Source organism: Labrys sp. 22185, from assembly GCF_052045555.1.
GTDB classification, from domain to species: Bacteria; Pseudomonadota; Alphaproteobacteria; order Rhizobiales; family Labraceae; genus Labrys; species Labrys neptuniae.
Map to the genome: position 1 here is coordinate 98,385 of NZ_JBQEPH010000006.1, position 15,669 is coordinate 114,053.

Sequence of the window (15,669 nt, forward strand, 5' to 3'; positions counted from 1 at the left end):
CAGGCTCTCCATCGCAAAAGAAGAGCTGGATTGCCGATCGAGACCCAATGCGGCCCACTCAAGGAGGAAACGCTCCCTTTTGTCATAGCCGGGCTTGACCCGGCTATCCAGAAGCCACGCAGCCGATCGGGCAACAGGGACTGGATTGCCGGGTCAGGCCCGGCAATGACAAAGGTCGCGCCAACTCCAAGTGGACGAGCCGCAAGGAGCCAAGCCCGGCAGCGACGGGGGTCAGTGCCTTACAACAGCCGGATCAATAGGATTCCGGCAGATAAGCAGCGATGTTGTCCTTGTTGAACAGCCGGTCGGTATTGACGAGACGCGGCGCCACGGCTTCGCCGGCGGCATATTTGACGATGGCATCAAAGGCGGCCGGACCGAATTTCGGATTGCATTCGATCAGGACGAGGATCTTGCCATCCGAAACGGCCTGGGCCGCATCGCGCGTACCGTCGATCGAGGCCAGGATCAGGTCCTTGCCCGGCACCTTGCCGGCAGCCTCCATGGCGGCGATGGCGCCCATGGTCATCTCGTCATTATGCGAATAGAGGGCGGTGGCGTCGGGATGGGCCTGGTAGAGCGTCTCGAAGACCTGGCGCCCCTTGTCGCGAGCGAAGTCACCCGACTGGGAGGCGATGATCTTCATGTCGGGATAGGCCTTGATCGCCTTCTCGAAGCCCGTCTTGCGGTCATTGGCCGGAGAAGAGCCGACCGTGCCCTGCAATTCGATGATCTTGGCCTTGCCATTGACGGCCTTGGCCAGATATTCGCCAGCCATCTCGCCTTCCTTGATGAAGTCCGAGCCGATGAAGGCGACATAATCCTTGCCGCCCTTGGCGAGATTCACATCGACGCCGCGATCGATGAGGAAGAGCGGGATGCCTGCCTTCTTGGCTTCCATCACCGCCGGCACCAGCGGCTTTTCCTCGCGCGGCGACAGCAGGATGACGTCGACCTTCTGGGCGATCATCGAGCGTACGTCGGCAACCTGCTTGGCGGCCGAGCCGGCGGCATCGGTGTAGACGAGCTGCCAGCCCCGCTTCTGGGCCTCGTCCTTCATGCTGGCGGTCTGGGCAAGGCGCCAGGGATTGTTGCTCTCCGTCTGCGCAAAGCCGACTTTGTAAGTATCCTTCTTCTTCAGCTTGGGCAGGTCGGCATAGGCCGGCACCAGCCCGAGGCCGGTGAACGCAGCACTGCCGGCCGCGATCTGCAGCAAGGAACGACGCGTGATCATTTTTCTCTCCCGTTTGGGCCCTTGTTCCGACGGGCCCGGACCGATGGCAGCGCAGTTTCCGCGCCAGGGTCGGCGGCTAGAATGGTCGGACAATTTGAACCGCGTCAAGTCATCAATTTGAGCAGAACCCGGTCAATCACAACCAAGCTCGGCCACGACACAGGCGTCCCGTTCCGGCACGAAATTTTTATCGCGGCGGCAACGCGGAATTTACCAAACCAGCCCAGGATCCAACGTGTTGTCAGTAAGCGTTGCGTATGAGTACCCCATGAGTATCTCGCGTACCGGAGCCGCCCAAGCGCTTCGGATGAGCCCTGGGTTGAAGCGTGTAGAATCGCGTTCGTCGCTTGTGGCGGGCGCGGTTCTACCGCTCGATACCATCATCGAAGGCGATTGTATTGCCGCGTTGCAGCGCCTGCCGGCCGCAAGCGTGGATCTCGTCTTTGCCGACCCGCCCTATAACCTTCAGCTGGGCGGCGATCTTCAGCGGCCCGACAATTCCATGGTCGATGCCGTCGATGACGACTGGGACAAGTTCGCCTCCCTGCGCGAGTATGACGACTTCACCAGGGCCTGGCTCGCCGCCGTCAAGCGCGTGATGAAGCCGGATGCCACGCTGTGGGTGATCGGCTCCTATCACAACATCTTCCGGGTCGGCGCCAGCCTGCAGGATCTCGATTTCTGGATCCTCAACGACATCGTCTGGCGCAAATCCAACCCGATGCCGAATTTCCGCGGCAAGCGCTTCACCAATGCGCATGAGACCCTGATCTGGGCCTCGCGCGACCAGCGCTCACGCTACACCTTCAATTACGAGGCGCTGAAGGCCGGCAACGAGGATGTGCAGATGCGCTCCGACTGGCTGATTCCGCTGTGCACCGGCTCCGAACGGCTCAAGGACGACGAGGGGCGCAAGGCCCATCCGACCCAGAAGCCGGAGGCGTTGCTGGGGCGCATCTTGCTCGCCGCCTCCAAGCCGGGCGACGTCGTGCTCGACCCCTTCTTCGGCTCGGGCACCACCGGCGCCGTCGCCAAGAAGCTCGGCCGCCACTTCGTCGGCATCGAACGCGACCAGGCCTATATCGCCCATGCCCGCGAACGCATCGCCCTCGCCGCGCCTGTCGACGATGCCGCCATGCTGGCACCGGCCGAGAAACGCTCCGAACCGCGCATTCCCTTCGCCAACGTGATCGAACGCCAGCTCCTGCAGCCCGGCGCCATCCTGACCGATGCCAATGGCCGCCATCAGGCCCGCGTGCGGGTCGACGGCTCGATCATGCTCGGCGACATCGTCGGATCGATCCACAAGATCGGCGCCCTCGCCCAGGGCCTGCCCGCCTGCAATGGCTGGACCTATTGGCATTATGACGACGGCGGCAAGCCGGTGCTGATCGACGAGCTGCGCGCCATTCTGCGCAAGGAACTAGCGGCAGCCGGGTGAGCTTCCTTCTCCCCTTGCGGGAGAAGGTGGCATTGCGAATGCAATGACGGATGAGGGGAGCAACTCTGCCTCACCGGCCTATGCGCCAACACCCCTCATCCCCCTGCCGGGACCTTCTCCCACAAGGGGAGAAGGCATCTATCACCTCACGCACTGATAGCCGGGCGCCTGTCCTTCCAGGGCATGGCCTGCTCCAGCTGCGTCGACACCGCCAGCACGCTCGCTTCGTCGCCATAACGCCCGACCAGCTGCACACCGATCGGAATGCTGTCCGGCGTCGAGCCCAGCGGCAGCGAGATCGCGGGCAGGCCGGAAAGATTGAACGGGAAGGCAAAGACCGCATCCGTCCATCTGGCGTTGTACTGGTCGAGATCGGTCATCGACATGTCGTAATAACCCATCGGACGCGGCAATTGCGTCAGGGTCGGCGTGATGAAGATGTCGTAGGGCGCAAGGTCCTCGGCGATGGCGCGGCTGAGCTCACGCAATTTCCAAACATCGCGGGCATGTTCCACGCCGCTGATCGACCGGCCGCGCTCGATCACCGCCCAGGTCACCGGCTCGACATCGTCCCGGGTGACGGGACGCCCGATCACGCCGGCCAATCCGTCGAACATCGCGGCCGTCTCGACCGGAGACATATGGGTATAGGTCTTCCAGGCGTCATTGCCGTCCAAGGCCATGTCATGTTCCTCGACGACATGGCCGAGACCTTCCAGCACCTTCGCCGTCGCCAGCACCGTCGCCTTCACCTGGGGATCGATCGGCGTGCCATTGGCCGGCGTGATGGTGTAGCCGATGCGCAACCGCGCAGGCGCGCGCTTCGACAGTTCCAGCCAGCTCTGCGCCGGCCTCGGCGGCGTATAGGGATCGCCCGGCAGGGCGCCGGCAACAGCATCGAGATAGGCGGCAGTATCGCGTACGCTGCGCGAATGGCAGAGGAAATAGGCGCCGCCATACCAGAAGTCCCCCGCCGGAGCGAGGGTGACGCGGCCGCGCGAGGGCTTCAGGCCGACGATACCGCAGCAGGAGGCGGGAACGCGGATGGAGCCGGCGCCGTCGCTCGCCTCGCCGATCGGCACCATGCGCGAGGCCACGGCTGCCGCCGTGCCGCCGCTCGACCCGCCGGCGGTGATGCCTTCCTTCCAGGGATTGATGGTGGCGCCGTAGAGCTTGGGCTCGGTCGAAATCGACCAGCCATTCTCGGGCGCGTTCGACTTGCCGAGCAGCACCAGGCCGGCCGCCCTGATGCGCTGCACCGAGACAGAATCGCTCTCGGCCACCAGATCCTTCAGGTAGCGCGACGAATTGGTGAGCGGTGCGCCCTCCCAGGAACTGGCGAGTTCCTTGGCGAGGAAGGGAACGCCGGCAAAAGCCGCCTTGCGGTCGACCTTGGCGGCCATTGCCCGTCCCATGTCGTAGAGCCGGTGGATGACGGCGTTGAGCTTCGGATTGACCTGCTCGATCACGGTGATGGCGGTTTCCGCCACTTCGACAGGCGACACCTCGCCTCTGTGCACGAGCGCGGCCAGGCCGAGCGCATCGGATTCGACATAGGTCTCCAGCAATGACGTCATGACAATCAATCCTTGGTGATGAAAATCGAAGGGACGGCGCGCACTAATCGCGCGCGCCGGGCCGGTCAGCCGAGCTCGATCGCCCGCTTTTCCCGGATGCTCTGCTCGGCAGCCAGCACGATGCGCAGGCTGTTCACTGCGGCCGCCATGGATTCGGTGAGATCGAGATCCTCGCGGATGGCCTTGAGGAAATAGGCCTGCTCACGGTCGCACAATTCCTGGTGCCCCGGCTCGTCCTCCATGCTGAAGATCTCGTCCGGCTTGGCGAAGTTCTTGTCGGCGTCGACCTTGGCGTAGTGGATCTTGATGGCATCGGTCTTGGTGTGGCGATCGATGTCGGCGGAATCGGAAAGTTCCTCGCCCTGCTTGGCGCTCTCGGTCTGCCCGGCGACGATGGACACGGCTCCTTCCGGCCCGATCACATCCTTCACGAAATAGGCGATCTCGCTCATCATGGGGCCCCAGCCGGCCTCATACCAGCCGACCGAACCGTCATCGAAGGTGACGTGCAGGTGGCCGTAATTCTGCTGGGCCGCCTCCTGCCAGAGCTTGGCACCGATGCCGTGCACGCGCAGCGGCCTGGCACCGGTGAGCTGGCACATCACATCGACATAATGCACGCCGCAATCGACGATCGGGATCAGGGAATCGATCAGGTTCTTGTGCCAATGCCAGGCCGGGCCGCTGCTCTGCTGGTTGAGGTTGAGGCGCATCACCAGGGGTTTGCCGAGGGTCCGGCCCATCTCGATGAACTTCACCCACGAGGGATGCACGCGCAGGATATAGCCGAGCACCAGCTTGCGGTTCTTGGCGCGGGCGGCGGCGACCACCTTCTCCGCATCCTCGATCGTCGTGGCGATCGGCTTTTCCATGAAGACATGGCAGCCGGCCTCGATCGCCTTCAGCGCGTAGTCGGCGTGGGTGTTCGGCCACGAATTGATCGAGACGGCATCGGGCCTGGTCTCCGTCAGCGCGGTCTCGTAATCCTCGAACAGCGGATAGCCTTCGAGTTCGGCCGGCACGGGCTTCGACTTGATCGAACGGCTCATGATGCCGACGATCTCGAAGCCATCATTGCGATGATAGGCGCTGGCATGGGAGGCCCCCATATTGCCGAGCCCCACCACGAGAATCCTAACCTTGTCGGACATGCGCCCTCCCCCACTGCCAATCACATGGTCCGACGCAGACCGGGATCCGCGCCGGATTTCAAAGCTCTGCAAAAGCGCCCTTTAGAGGGCCGATGCAGTTCACTTGAGCGTCCTGGAGCTTGCGCTACCTTGTCATTGCCGGGCTTGACCCGGCAATCCAGCCCCTTCGCGTGGATCCTGGATAGCCGGGTCAAGCCCGGCTATGACAAATCGCAGCGTTACCTCCCTATGTGAACCGCATTCCCCCTACAGCGCCCCGTTGAACAGGTTCGCCTTGATCTTCTCGACGTCGACCTTGGCAAAGCCGTCCGAAAGCTTGGCGCCGTCAGCGTCGGCCTTGACCTTGGCCTTGTCGAAATCATTGGCCGGCTTGATCAGGTCGTTGGTGAGCACGTCCTCCGCCTTCACCGGCGAGGTGATCTGGCCGATCTTGTGGATCTGGTCGAAGAAGCCCTGCCAGCTCGCCATGTCGTGCCAGCCCCAGCCGCCGCGCTTGTCCATGTCGCCGCGGAAGACGTTGACCTGCTGCAGGATGGAGGTGGTTCCGAGCTCCGGGCCGAGATTGCTGGCGAGCGTCGGGAACTGCTCGAACACCGCCTCCACCGCCGCGCGCGGGTTCTGGTAGCCGAACTCCAGGCCCATGGCCCAGCCGCGCAGATATTTCTCCAGGAAGGTCTTGCGGTCGGGATCCTCGAGGTCAGCGCTGCGCACCACGAAGGTATTGGCCGGAAATTTCGAATGCTGGACGCCGAGCCAGTAGTCGAAGCTGAGTCCCTTGGCGATCCATTCCGCCCTGAGCCCTTCCCAGGACAGGGCGGCATCGCCCTGCCCGCCGGCCAGTGCCGTGCCCCAGGTCGGCCAGCCAGCCTCGACATATTTCACCTTCTTGACGTCGACGCCCTGGGCGGCGAGCAATGGATCGGTGATCGCCTGCCAAGCGGCCGAACCGAGCAGGATGGTCTTGCCTTCCAGCGTCTTGAGATCCTTGGTGCCCTCGCCTTTGCGGAAGGCGAAACTGAACGTGTCGCGTGCACCCATATGGAACACGGATTTCAGCTTCATGCCGTTCTGGATGGCGAAGGAGAATACGCCCGGGGATGGGAAACCCATGTCGGCCTGGCCGACATCGACGAATTTCACCGTCGCCGTGCCGTCGGAGGGGCCAGGCTGCATGTCGGTGGCAAGATCGCCGAAATAGCCGGCCTTCTTCGCCGCCCAATAGGGATAGTCGTCGAGCACTTCCAGCGTGCCGCGCGGCGAGATCCAGGTGAACTTCTCATAGGTTGCAGCCCGTGCCGGCGCCAGCAGGCCGGAGGCACCGAGGGCCGTCGCCGTCACCAGGCCGCCGGCACCCACCTGCAGGAAATAGCGCCGGTTGATGCCCGGCATTGTCGATACGATCTCGTTCTTCGTCACGGCTTTCCTCCGGTTGCATCCCGCCTGTTTCCGGCAGTTCGAATGGTGTGTGGTTTGTTCGTTCTAACGCTTTGCCATCGCCCGCTTTCCTGCTCAGGCTTCCCAACTCGCCCATTTCTTGCCGATCAGGAAGAACAGCACATAGATCAGGATGCCGAGGATGGAGAGCACCAGCACCACCGCGAAGAATTGCGGCATCTGGATCATGGAGGAATAGGTGGTCAGACGGTTGCCGAGCCCGAAGCCGCCACCGACCATCTCGGCCCCAACAGCCGTCAGCAGGCCGAAGATGGCGCCGATCATCAGGCCGACCAGGATCATCGGCAGGGCCATCGGTGCGCGGATCTTCCAGAAGATCTGCAGCGTCGAGGCACCATAGGAACGGGCAAGCGCGATCTTGGCATTGTCGACCCGCCGGAAGCCGGTCGCCGCGTTGATCATCACCATCGGGCCGGCGGCAAGCGCCACCGCGATGATCCTCGGCGTATAGCCGAAGCCGAAGCGCAGGATGAGCAGCGGCACCAAGGCCAGCATCGGCGTGGTGACCAGCAGCAGGATATAGGGTGCGATGATCTTCTCGGCGAAAGGAAACTGGGTGATCAAGGCGGCAAGGATCAGGCCGATGCAGGCACCGATGGCAAAGCCGCCGCCCAGTTCCACCAGCGTATAGCCCAGATGCGGCAGGATCAGCGGAAACTCGGTAAACAGCGCCGCGGCGATCGCGCTCGGCGGCGGCATGATATAGAGCGGCACCTTGAACAGCCGGAGCGCCACCTCCGCGCCGCCGATCAGGATCACCGCGACCGCGATGATCGCGGCAATCTCGAAGCCGGACTTGATGCCGGGGCCGGAGGAAAAGGCCGACAGATTGGTGAGGCTGACATCCCGGCCATCGCCGGACTTCGCCTTGGAAAATTGGGGAACGGCGTCACTCACGGCGATATCCTCAGCTTGCGGCCACGGCGCTGCGCAGCGGCGCCTGCGTCTGGCTGGCGCGGCCGCCGACGATGTCGAGCTTGATGGCGTTCTGCAGGTCGAAGACCTCCTTGGTGGCCATGATCTCCAGGGAGCGCGGGCGCGCGAAGGGCACCTGATATTCCCTTGCCACCCGCCCGGGCCTGGCGCTCATCACGATCACCCGGTCCGAGAGGAAGATGGCCTCCTCGATGCTGTGTGTGATGAAGACGATGGTGGTCGGCCGATCGAGCCAGATCTCCTCGACCAAGCGGTTCATCTCTTCGCGGGTGAAGCTATCGAGGGCGCCGAAGGGCTCGTCCATCAGCAAGACCGAAGGCTTGAGCGCTAGAGCGCGCACGATGGAGGCCCGCTGCTGCATGCCGCCGGAAAGCTCGCGCGGGAACTTGCCGCCGAAGCCGGCAAGGCCGACGCGTTGCAGGAGATGCTCGATCCAGGCCCGGTCGGGACGGGTGCCCTTGATCTCGAAGGGAAAGGCGATATTGGCGTCGAGGTTGCGCCAGGGCAGCAGGTTGGCTTCCTGGAAGACGAGGCCGATATCGGGATGCGGGCCGGTGATCGCTTTCCCGTCCAGCCTGATCTCGCCGCTGGAGAGGCGGTGAAGACCCGACATCGACCACAGCAAGGTGGTCTTGCCGCAGCCGGAGGGACCGACGATGGAGACGATCTGGTTGGCCTGAATGTCGATGCTGCAGCGGTCCAGCGCAACGAGATTGCCCGAAGCGGTGTGATAGACCTTGCTCGCCTCCCGCACGGCAAGCTTCGGGTGTGATGCCAGCCCCGTTTTCATTCCATCCCTCGGAGAATGCGCCGTGGCCCTCAAGGGCCATCTCATCGCTGCCGGCACTGTGTAACTATCCTACTTTAGTGTCAAGCATATGGTAGGACCATTGCAGGACCAGCGCACCGAAATACCTTCTATCTATCGGAATTATCTTGTGTTATTGCAACATGAAGGTTGTGTTACTTTCCTACATGGATCACGCTGTCCCACGATGGTGCACACTTTAATCCCAGGGAGAAACGCCTGATGAGCCAGGACAGGAAGCGAGCGTCCCGGCACGGCAAGGCGAGTGAGCCGGGCAGCGCCGCTTCCGAGCGCATGACCCATATCCCGGACATCATTTCCCTGGTGAAGGACGGTTATCGCGAGCTCCGCCCGGCCGAGCGGCGCGTCGCAGACGTGGTGCTCGAAGATGTCGAGGCCGCCGTCGCCGCCTCCAATGGTGAGCTTGCCAGGCGAGCCGGAGTGAGCGAACCCACCGTCACTCGCTTCTGCCGCGCCATCGGCTGCGAGGGCGTCAGGGACTTCAAGCTGCGCCTGGCGCAGAGCCTGGTGGTTGGCGCGCTCTATCTCGGCAAGCCGGGCACCAATGCCGGCTACCAGGCCCCGGAACTGCCGTACTGGAATGCCGTATTCGGTGAGGCCCATCGTGCCATCCAGGAAACCGAGCGCCAGCTCGATCCCGCTGAACTGCAGAAGGCGGGCGACCTGATCGCCGGTGCCCACCAGATCGCCGTCTTCGGCCTGGGCGGCAGCGCCTCCGCCTTGGCGCAGGAAACCCAATATCGCCTGTTTCGCTATGGCGTCGCGGTATCGGCCCATTGCGACCCCTATGTCATGCGCATGACGGCCTCGACCCTGAAGCCGAGGGACGTGGTGATCGCGATCTCGGCAACCGGGCGCACGCGCGAGGTCGTCGAAGCGGTCGAGATCGCCCGCCAGTACCGGGCCACCGCCATCTGTGTCACCGCGCCCGACACCGATCTCGCCCGCGCCTGCGACGTGAGGCTGACCGTGGCCGTGCCCGAATTCCCCGACACGCTCAAGCCCACGGCCCTGCGCTTTGCCTTCCTGACCCTGATCGACCTGATGGCGACGGCCACTGGCTACAAGCTCGGCGGCTCGGCCCGCGAGACGCTGCGCCGCATCAAATACAATGTGCAGATCCGCCGCGCCGGCAAGGAGATGGAACCTCTGGGGGATTGAGAGGCTGTCTGCGGAGAGATGCTCTAGCATCTACTTCCCTCGCCGCAGAGTGGCTCAATGGGGACAACGCCGGCCCGTTTGTGGGAGAGGGCAGAATCCTAAGCTAAATGGGTTGCAAAACTCAGGCATAGAAGTGCAGCTTTAATCGGAGATTTTGCGGCGACAAAGGTCTCGGATTGAAGGAAGGTAGTTATTCGTCAGAGACCGGGAAACCATTCATTGATCGCCGCCTGGTTCACGCCGCAAGAGCCATTCCACCACTGGACCGGATAAGGCCAGTCATCCTTATGCCAAGGGGTCCGTTCGCGTTCTGCACTCGATACGAATTGTCGCCGAAAGTCCGGTCGACTGGGATCTACCAGAATGCCTGCGTATCCAAGGATGCCGATCAGAATACGCCGCTCCGCATTGTTGGAAGGCAACAGCTTGGACAGCGCCCGTTCCAAATCACCCAGCCGCGCTGTCGGGGGCATGGATTTCGCCACATTGAGAACGGATCGGAGAATCAAATAATCGGCCTCTTTCGGAGCGACACTCTCGCTCGCAGCAAACGCCTCAAGATCGAATGCTATGTAGCGGGGATTGTCGTGACGAACCCCACCACATTTAATTCGCTCAAAGCTCAAGACATTGAGATCTGCATTCGCTTTGTCGTACGCGCCACAATAAGCGCAACTTTGGTTTCCGCAGCAGACGGCCTTCGAATGTGTTTTCATATGTAGGCCAACTGCGTAGCTTCCCATCGCCGAGCGAAGATCAAGTCGTCTCGATCCAAGACTCGATATAAAAGCGTGAGCAATTGCTTTACGGCTAGTTCCGGCCACGGCGTTTACCACCGCGTCTACTACCTCGTCATGCGAAAATTCGACCGGATCGAACATCAATCCTTGCGCCTTGGCATAGGCGAAGTCCTCGGGAGACACCGAGGGGGCGCGCTTCCAGCCTGAAGAAGACCAGAACATGCTGGTCAAGATTTCGAGAGCGCGTTTATCGGGAGCCATGACAGATTGTTATGTACTTCACGTTGCGATTCAATGTCTGTTACAGGGACCATTTTTATCATCCCCCTTCCGTTAAATTACTGATTTCCGAAGCGTTTACATCAAATGCTGGCGGTGCTGGCGTTGTGGAGATCGGCTGCAAAAGCCTGTTTCCGCGAACCAGTTTTGCAACCGGCCTAGCGCATGCGTCCACCCTCTCCACAATCGATTCCCAATACTTCCGTTTCCATCATTCATGAAATGCGCCGCTACACCAGCGGCTGCATCTCGCCGATCATGGTCGGCACCAGCTCCGAAACGGTCGGATGGATATGCACGGCGCGCTGGATGGTGGTGTAGGGCGCCTTGGCATACATGCCGTCGAGCAGGCCGTGGACGACCTCGTCACCGCCGACACCGAGGATGGCCGCTCCGAGAATGGCATGGCTGTCGGCATCGACGATCACCTTCATGAAGCCCTGCGTCTCGCCCTTCTCGACCGCCCGGCCGACCCTCGTCATCGGCCGCTTGCCGATCAGGGCCTTCCGTCCGGACCGGCGTACCTCCTCCTCGGTCTGCCCGATGCGTCCGAGCGGCGGATCGATATAGAGGGCATAGGCGGTGATGCGGTCGCTGACCCGGCGCGGATCGGCATCGAACAGATTGGCGGCGACGATCTCGTAGTCATTGTAGGAGGTATGGGTGAAGGCGCCCTTGCCGTTGCAATCGCCGAGCGCCCAGATGCCCTCGACGTTGCTGCGCAGCTCATCATCGACGATGACATAGCCGCGCTCATCGGTGTGCACGCCGGCCTTGTCCAGGCCGAGATCGTCGGTATTGGGAACCCGGCCGACGGCGACAAGCACATGCGAGCCCGATATCCGCATGGGACTTTGCCCCTCCCCCGCCACGGTGACGGCAACCCCGCCGCCATCGCGAGCAAAGGAGAGCTGCGTCGCCCCAAGGCGGATATCGATGCCTTCCCTCGCCAGGATGTCACGGATGGCGTCGGAAATATCGGGGTCCTCCCGCGAGGTCAGGCGTGGCCCGCGCTCGATCACCGTGACCTCAGAGCCGAAGCGACGATACATCTGCGCGAATTCCAGCGCGATATAGCTGCCGCCGATCACGACGAGATGCTCGGGCAACGCATCGAGCTCCACGATCGAAGTGTTGGTGAGATAGTCGATGTCGGCAAGCCCCGGCATCTCCGGCACGAGGGCTCGCCCGCCGACATTGAGGAAGATCTTCGGCGCGCTCAGGCGCTCGCCATCGACCTCGATCTCGTGCGGGCCGGTGAAGCGGGCATGGCCCCGGATCAGCCGGCAGCCCGGCATGCCGCCAAGCCAGCCCTCCAGGCCGGTACGGGCGTTCATGGTCACCGCCTGCTTGCGGGCCCAGACCTTCTTCATGTCGACGCCGACGCCGCCGCCCAGCACCACGCCATAGTCGTCGGCTCGGCGGGCGAGATGGGCGGCATAGGCGCTGGCGACCAGGGTCTTGGTCGGCATGCAGCCGGTGTTGACGCAAGTGCCGCCGACATGCTTGCGCTCGATCACGGCAACCCGCTGCCCCACCGAACTGAAGCGGCCAGCCAGGGACGGTCCGGCCTGGCCTGCCCCGATGATGATGGCGTCGAACGCGGTGCTCATAGCAGTACCCTGACGATCAGAAGCGCCCCGAGGACCGCCACGGCGTCCTCGACAAGGGCGGCCGGCAGGTCGCGCCCGAAGGCGAGCGCCAGGCGCCGGCGGAACTCATGGCCGCCCAGCGTGCCGACGATGGCACCGAGCACGCCGGCGAGGAGCCCGACCAGCCAGGAACCGCCGGCCAATCCGATCGCAGCCCCGCTGAAGGTACCGCTGACGAGGCGGGCACCGAACTGCATCGGCACCGTGCGGCTGGGCGTCGAGGGCAACTGGTCGCCGACGAACTCCAGCAGGGCCAACGCCGTGAAGACATAGGCTGTGACGGGATGGCCGAGGAAGGCCAGCGGCGTGCCGTCCAGCGGCAGCCAGCCCAGATAGGCCGCCCAGCTCACGGCGGCAGGAGCGGTGAAGGTGCGCAGCCCCGCGACCACGCCGATCAGAAAAGCGCCGAGCAACGACATGCAGCCCCCCTGTGCCGATGAGCCCTCATGCTGGAGGTAGGATGGTATAAAGGCAATAGCCATTCGCGGGAGAGGAGACCTTCTCGGCAACAGGTTCCAATATCGCCCCTAGAACCCCTGCAATTGAGCTACGGATCTTTGAGTTGGCGCGAGCTTTGTCATTGCCGGGCTTGCCCCGGTAATCCGGCGTCTTGGCCGCTTGCGCACATGGCTTCCGGATAGCCGGGTCAAGCCCCGGTTTTGATCAACCCGCGACACTCCACAGCGGCTACCAAGGTTTCCGAGCGCCAAGTGCAAACCTTGAGACGCACATTGTCGAATGTCTGAAATGGGGCCGTCAGCGGACTGGCCGGCTTCGCATGTTTGTGATCAGATAGCTTGCCGGGTGGCTCGTGCCAAGAATCCACTCGCCATCTCCGGAGCCGCCTGCTGACGAGCAAGTTCGGCAGCAGCCTATAAATACGGTCTTTGTCCCTATCGACAGATGCAGCTACTCCGGCCTTTTAGCGGGCGTTTGCCAGACGAGACGTTCGACACGCCGCGTCCTGGTATCTGTCATTCGCGCGAGGCGCAGGATATCTTGGCGTCATGTTACAGGCATGGGCGCTTACATCATAGGCCAGACCCGGCAGGTCTTTGTCGGCAAGCAACACCTCTGAAAAACGACGGCGCGGGCGCGATCAGGTGGCGCGATTGCGCACGTTTCCAGATGCTTGCGCAACAGTCAGAAGCCAGTCGGCAAACAAGCCGGCGTCGGGATGCGTGCTGTTGCCTGCGGGCTCAACCAGGTAGAAGGCTTCGTCAATCGGCAGGGCGAGGTCAAACGGCGCGACGAGCCGTCCCGAGGCCAAAGCATGTTCGGCCAGCGATTTGCGCCCAAGCGCGATACCGCCGCCCTGCGCCGCCAGTTCGAATGCCGTCAGGGACGTGTCCAGATGCAGCCCGGAGCCTGCGTCGACATGAAGAGCTCCGGCTGCCTTCAACCAGATGCCCCAGCCCTCGTGATAGCCAAGCACATGCAGGAGCCTGTGGTGTCGCAGATCGTCGGTCACTTGCGGCGGGCTCGAAGGGGCGCAGAGTGGCGTAATCGTCTCCCAAGTCAGGCGACGGCTGTTGAATCCAGGCCACTGCCCGTTGCCATATTGGATGTCGAGGTCGAAATCGTCGCTGTCGATGGCATCTTTCCAGACACTGGACAAAAGGCGGATGGTCTTGCCCGGATATCGGTTGAGATAGTCGGGCAGGCGCGGGGCAAGCCAGTTGACGGCGAAGGAAACCGCGCAGCGCAGGGTCAGGACGCTGCTGCGGCGCTGGCCAAAGACCTCTCGCGTGCCGATGGCCAGGCGCTCCATGACGTCCTGGATTTTGGGCAGATAGGCGGCGCCAGACTTGGTCAGTTCCAGCCCGCGCGGCCGGCGGATAAACAGGGGACGCCGCAGGTGCTGCTCCAGCGCCTTCACGTGTTTCGAGACAGCGGCCTGGGTGAGATGCAGCTCGGCTGCCGCCTGTGTGAAGCTCAGCGTCCGGGCCGATGCCTCGAAGGCACGGAGCCAGGTCAGCGGGGGGAGATCCAGGTTCATCACGGCTCCAAAACGCAGGCATAACTATTTGTATAGGCGTTCCCCCCGAATACGTCGTTTGACCAATTCGCGCCAGAGGGGTCTTTGGAGGCATCCAGGGAGGCCCCATGTTCAACGTATTCCCGACGGCGCGCCTGCGTCCCTCGCCCTTCTATGCCTGCGCGGTTGCCGATGGCATGACCGCTGCCAGCATCTACAATCGGATGATCATGCCGACCTCCTATGGCAACCCGGAGGCGGAGTATTGGCGGCTGATCAACGGGGTCTCGCAATGGGATGTGGGCGTGGAGCGGCAGGTACAGCTGAAGGGCCCAGACGCGGGTCGGCTCGCGCAGATCCTGTCGCCGCGCGACCTTTCGACCTGCCAGGCGGGACAGGGGAAATACGTGCCGCTATGCAATCATCGCGGCACGATCATCAATGACCCTATCCTGTTGAAGTTGGCCGACGACCTCTATTGGTTCTCGATCGCCGACAGCGACATCTGGTTCTGGGCCGGGGCCATCGCCGCCGAGCGCGGCCTGGATGTCGAGGTCAGTGAGCCCGACGTCTCGCCGATGGCCCTTCAGGGCCCCAAGGCCGAGGACGTGGTGGCCCATGTGCTGGGCGACTGGGTGCGGGGCCTCAAATACTTCTGGTTCCGCGAGACCGAGATCGAGGGTATCCCCGTTGCGGTGCAGCGCTCGGGCTGGTCGAAGCAGGGTGGGTTCGAGATTTATCTGAAAGACGGTACGCGCGGCACAGCGCTGTGGAACATCTTCAAGGAGGCGGGCCGACCCTGGGACATCGGCCCTGGCGCGCCCGCCACGGCAGAACGTACCGAAAGCGGCCTCGTCTCGATCGGTGGCGACACGGACGAGGCGACGAATCCGTTCGAAGTGCGTCTGGGCAGATATGTCGACCTTGACGTATCCGACGATGTGGTGGGAATTCAGGCCCTGCGCCGGATCAAAGCCGAAGGGATAAGGCGACACCAGTTGGGCCTGGTGTTGGAAGGCGAGGTCCCCGCACCGCTCGGATTCCGCCGCGAGGAGATCATCCGGAATGGCCAGCGCATTGGAATGATGACGAACTGCGTCTGGTCGCCGCGCATGAGAGCCAACATCGGCTATGCGCTGATCGACGCAAGCGTTCGCACGGGCGAAACGGTGCAGGTTCTGCGCGATCATGGGCCGGTTGCCGCCAAGCTGGTCGATCTTCCCTTCCTCTGAGTCT

13 protein-coding genes are annotated in these 15,669 nt (G+C 62.9%); 3 read left to right on the forward strand and 10 right to left on the reverse strand.

What is annotated here, in order from left to right:
• Window positions 1-253: 253 nt before the first annotated feature.
• Entirely contained in the window at window positions 254-1,234 is a 981-nt protein-coding gene (locus ACTJKX_RS14165) for an ABC transporter substrate-binding protein (protein WP_440725637.1), read from the reverse strand.
• A gap of 307 nt (window positions 1,235-1,541) precedes the next feature.
• On the opposite strand from ACTJKX_RS14165, the gene ACTJKX_RS14170 reads away from it, so the two are divergent.
• A complete protein-coding gene (locus ACTJKX_RS14170) occupies window positions 1,542-2,675 on the forward strand; it encodes a site-specific DNA-methyltransferase (RefSeq protein WP_311942435.1) in 1,134 nt (377 codons plus the stop codon).
• Window positions 2,676-2,821: 146 nt separating this feature from the next.
• Here the strand turns inward: ACTJKX_RS14170 and ACTJKX_RS14175 are convergent, their stop codons facing one another.
• The 5 genes from ACTJKX_RS14175 to ACTJKX_RS14195 all read right to left on the reverse strand — a co-directional run bounded on the left by ACTJKX_RS14175 (window position 2,822) and on the right by ACTJKX_RS14195 (window position 8,584).
• Window positions 2,822-4,252, reverse strand: a complete 1,431-nt coding sequence (locus tag ACTJKX_RS14175; RefSeq protein ID WP_440725638.1) for an amidase — start codon at window positions 4,250-4,252, stop codon at window positions 2,822-2,824.
• Between the two features lie 65 nt (window positions 4,253-4,317).
• A complete protein-coding gene (locus tag ACTJKX_RS14180; protein ID WP_440725639.1) occupies window positions 4,318-5,403 on the reverse strand; it encodes a Gfo/Idh/MocA family protein in 1,086 nt (361 codons plus the stop codon).
• 246 nt (window positions 5,404-5,649) lie between these two features.
• The gene (locus ACTJKX_RS14185; RefSeq protein WP_440725777.1) at window positions 5,650-6,792 is read right to left on the reverse strand and encodes an ABC transporter substrate-binding protein; all 1,143 of its coding nucleotides are present in this window, start codon (window positions 6,790-6,792) and stop codon (window positions 5,650-5,652) included.
• Window positions 6,793-6,912: 120 nt separating this feature from the next.
• Entirely contained in the window at window positions 6,913-7,755 is an 843-nt protein-coding gene (locus ACTJKX_RS14190) for an ABC transporter permease (protein ID WP_394311871.1), read from the reverse strand.
• A 10-nt stretch (window positions 7,756-7,765) separates the two neighbouring features.
• Entirely contained in the window at window positions 7,766-8,584 is an 819-nt protein-coding gene (locus ACTJKX_RS14195; protein WP_394311869.1) for an ABC transporter ATP-binding protein, read from the reverse strand.
• A gap of 240 nt (window positions 8,585-8,824) precedes the next feature.
• Here ACTJKX_RS14195 and ACTJKX_RS14200 point away from each other — a divergent pair, with 240 nt between their 5' ends.
• Window positions 8,825-9,784: a MurR/RpiR family transcriptional regulator gene (locus ACTJKX_RS14200; RefSeq protein ID WP_440725640.1), complete on the forward strand. Its 960-nt coding sequence runs from the start codon at window positions 8,825-8,827 to the stop codon at window positions 9,782-9,784.
• 197 nt (window positions 9,785-9,981) lie between these two features.
• Here the strand turns inward: ACTJKX_RS14200 and ACTJKX_RS14205 are convergent, their stop codons facing one another.
• The 4 genes from ACTJKX_RS14205 to ACTJKX_RS14220 form a co-directional block, all read right to left on the reverse strand.
• Window positions 9,982-10,755, reverse strand: coding sequence for a hypothetical protein (locus ACTJKX_RS14205; protein WP_440725641.1), 774 nt, complete (start codon window positions 10,753-10,755; stop codon window positions 9,982-9,984).
• Window positions 10,756-11,033: 278 nt separating this feature from the next.
• Window positions 11,034-12,416 carry an FAD-containing oxidoreductase gene (locus ACTJKX_RS14210; protein ID WP_440725642.1) on the reverse strand — a complete coding sequence of 461 codons (1,383 nt, stop codon included), beginning with the start codon at window positions 12,414-12,416 and terminating at the stop codon, window positions 11,034-11,036.
• On the reverse strand, window positions 12,413-12,874 hold the full coding sequence (locus tag ACTJKX_RS14215) for a DUF4126 family protein (protein ID WP_440725643.1): 462 nt from the start codon (window positions 12,872-12,874) through the stop codon (window positions 12,413-12,415). Before ACTJKX_RS14215 ends, ACTJKX_RS14210 begins: the two co-directional genes overlap by 4 nt.
• 680 nt (window positions 12,875-13,554) lie before the next feature.
• Window positions 13,555-14,454: a LysR substrate-binding domain-containing protein gene (locus ACTJKX_RS14220; protein WP_440725644.1), complete on the reverse strand. Its 900-nt coding sequence runs from the start codon at window positions 14,452-14,454 to the stop codon at window positions 13,555-13,557.
• A gap of 176 nt (window positions 14,455-14,630) precedes the next feature.
• Here ACTJKX_RS14220 and ACTJKX_RS14225 point away from each other — a divergent pair, with 176 nt between their 5' ends.
• Complete coding sequence (locus ACTJKX_RS14225; RefSeq protein WP_440725645.1) at window positions 14,631-15,665, forward strand: glycine cleavage T C-terminal barrel domain-containing protein; 1,035 nt, start codon at window positions 14,631-14,633, stop codon at window positions 15,663-15,665.
• The last annotated feature ends 4 nt before the right edge of the window (window positions 15,666-15,669 follow it).

Excerpts from the sequence above, each read along its gene's own strand:
- ACTJKX_RS14165 (WP_440725637.1), bottom strand. The coding sequence starts at position 1,234 with ATGATCACGCGTCGTTCCTTGCTGCAGATCGCGGCCGGCAGTGCTGCG.
- ACTJKX_RS14170 (WP_311942435.1), top strand. The coding sequence starts at position 1,542 with ATGAGCCCTGGGTTGAAGCGTGTAGAATCGCGTTCGTCGCTTGTGGCG.
- ACTJKX_RS14175 (WP_440725638.1), bottom strand. The coding sequence starts at position 4,252 with ATGACGTCATTGCTGGAGACCTATGTCGAATCCGATGCGCTCGGCCTG.
- ACTJKX_RS14180 (WP_440725639.1), bottom strand. The coding sequence starts at position 5,403 with ATGTCCGACAAGGTTAGGATTCTCGTGGTGGGGCTCGGCAATATGGGG.
- ACTJKX_RS14185 (WP_440725777.1), bottom strand. The coding sequence starts at position 6,792 with ATGCCGGGCATCAACCGGCGCTATTTCCTGCAGGTGGGTGCCGGCGGC.
- ACTJKX_RS14195 (WP_394311869.1), bottom strand. The coding sequence starts at position 8,584 with ATGAAAACGGGGCTGGCATCACACCCGAAGCTTGCCGTGCGGGAGGCG.
- ACTJKX_RS14200 (WP_440725640.1), top strand. The coding sequence starts at position 8,825 with ATGAGCCAGGACAGGAAGCGAGCGTCCCGGCACGGCAAGGCGAGTGAG.
- ACTJKX_RS14210 (WP_440725642.1), bottom strand. The coding sequence starts at position 12,416 with ATGAGCACCGCGTTCGACGCCATCATCATCGGGGCAGGCCAGGCCGGA.
- ACTJKX_RS14215 (WP_440725643.1), bottom strand. The coding sequence starts at position 12,874 with ATGTCGTTGCTCGGCGCTTTTCTGATCGGCGTGGTCGCGGGGCTGCGC.
- ACTJKX_RS14220 (WP_440725644.1), bottom strand. The coding sequence starts at position 14,454 with ATGAACCTGGATCTCCCCCCGCTGACCTGGCTCCGTGCCTTCGAGGCA.
- ACTJKX_RS14225 (WP_440725645.1), top strand. The coding sequence starts at position 14,631 with ATGACCGCTGCCAGCATCTACAATCGGATGATCATGCCGACCTCCTAT.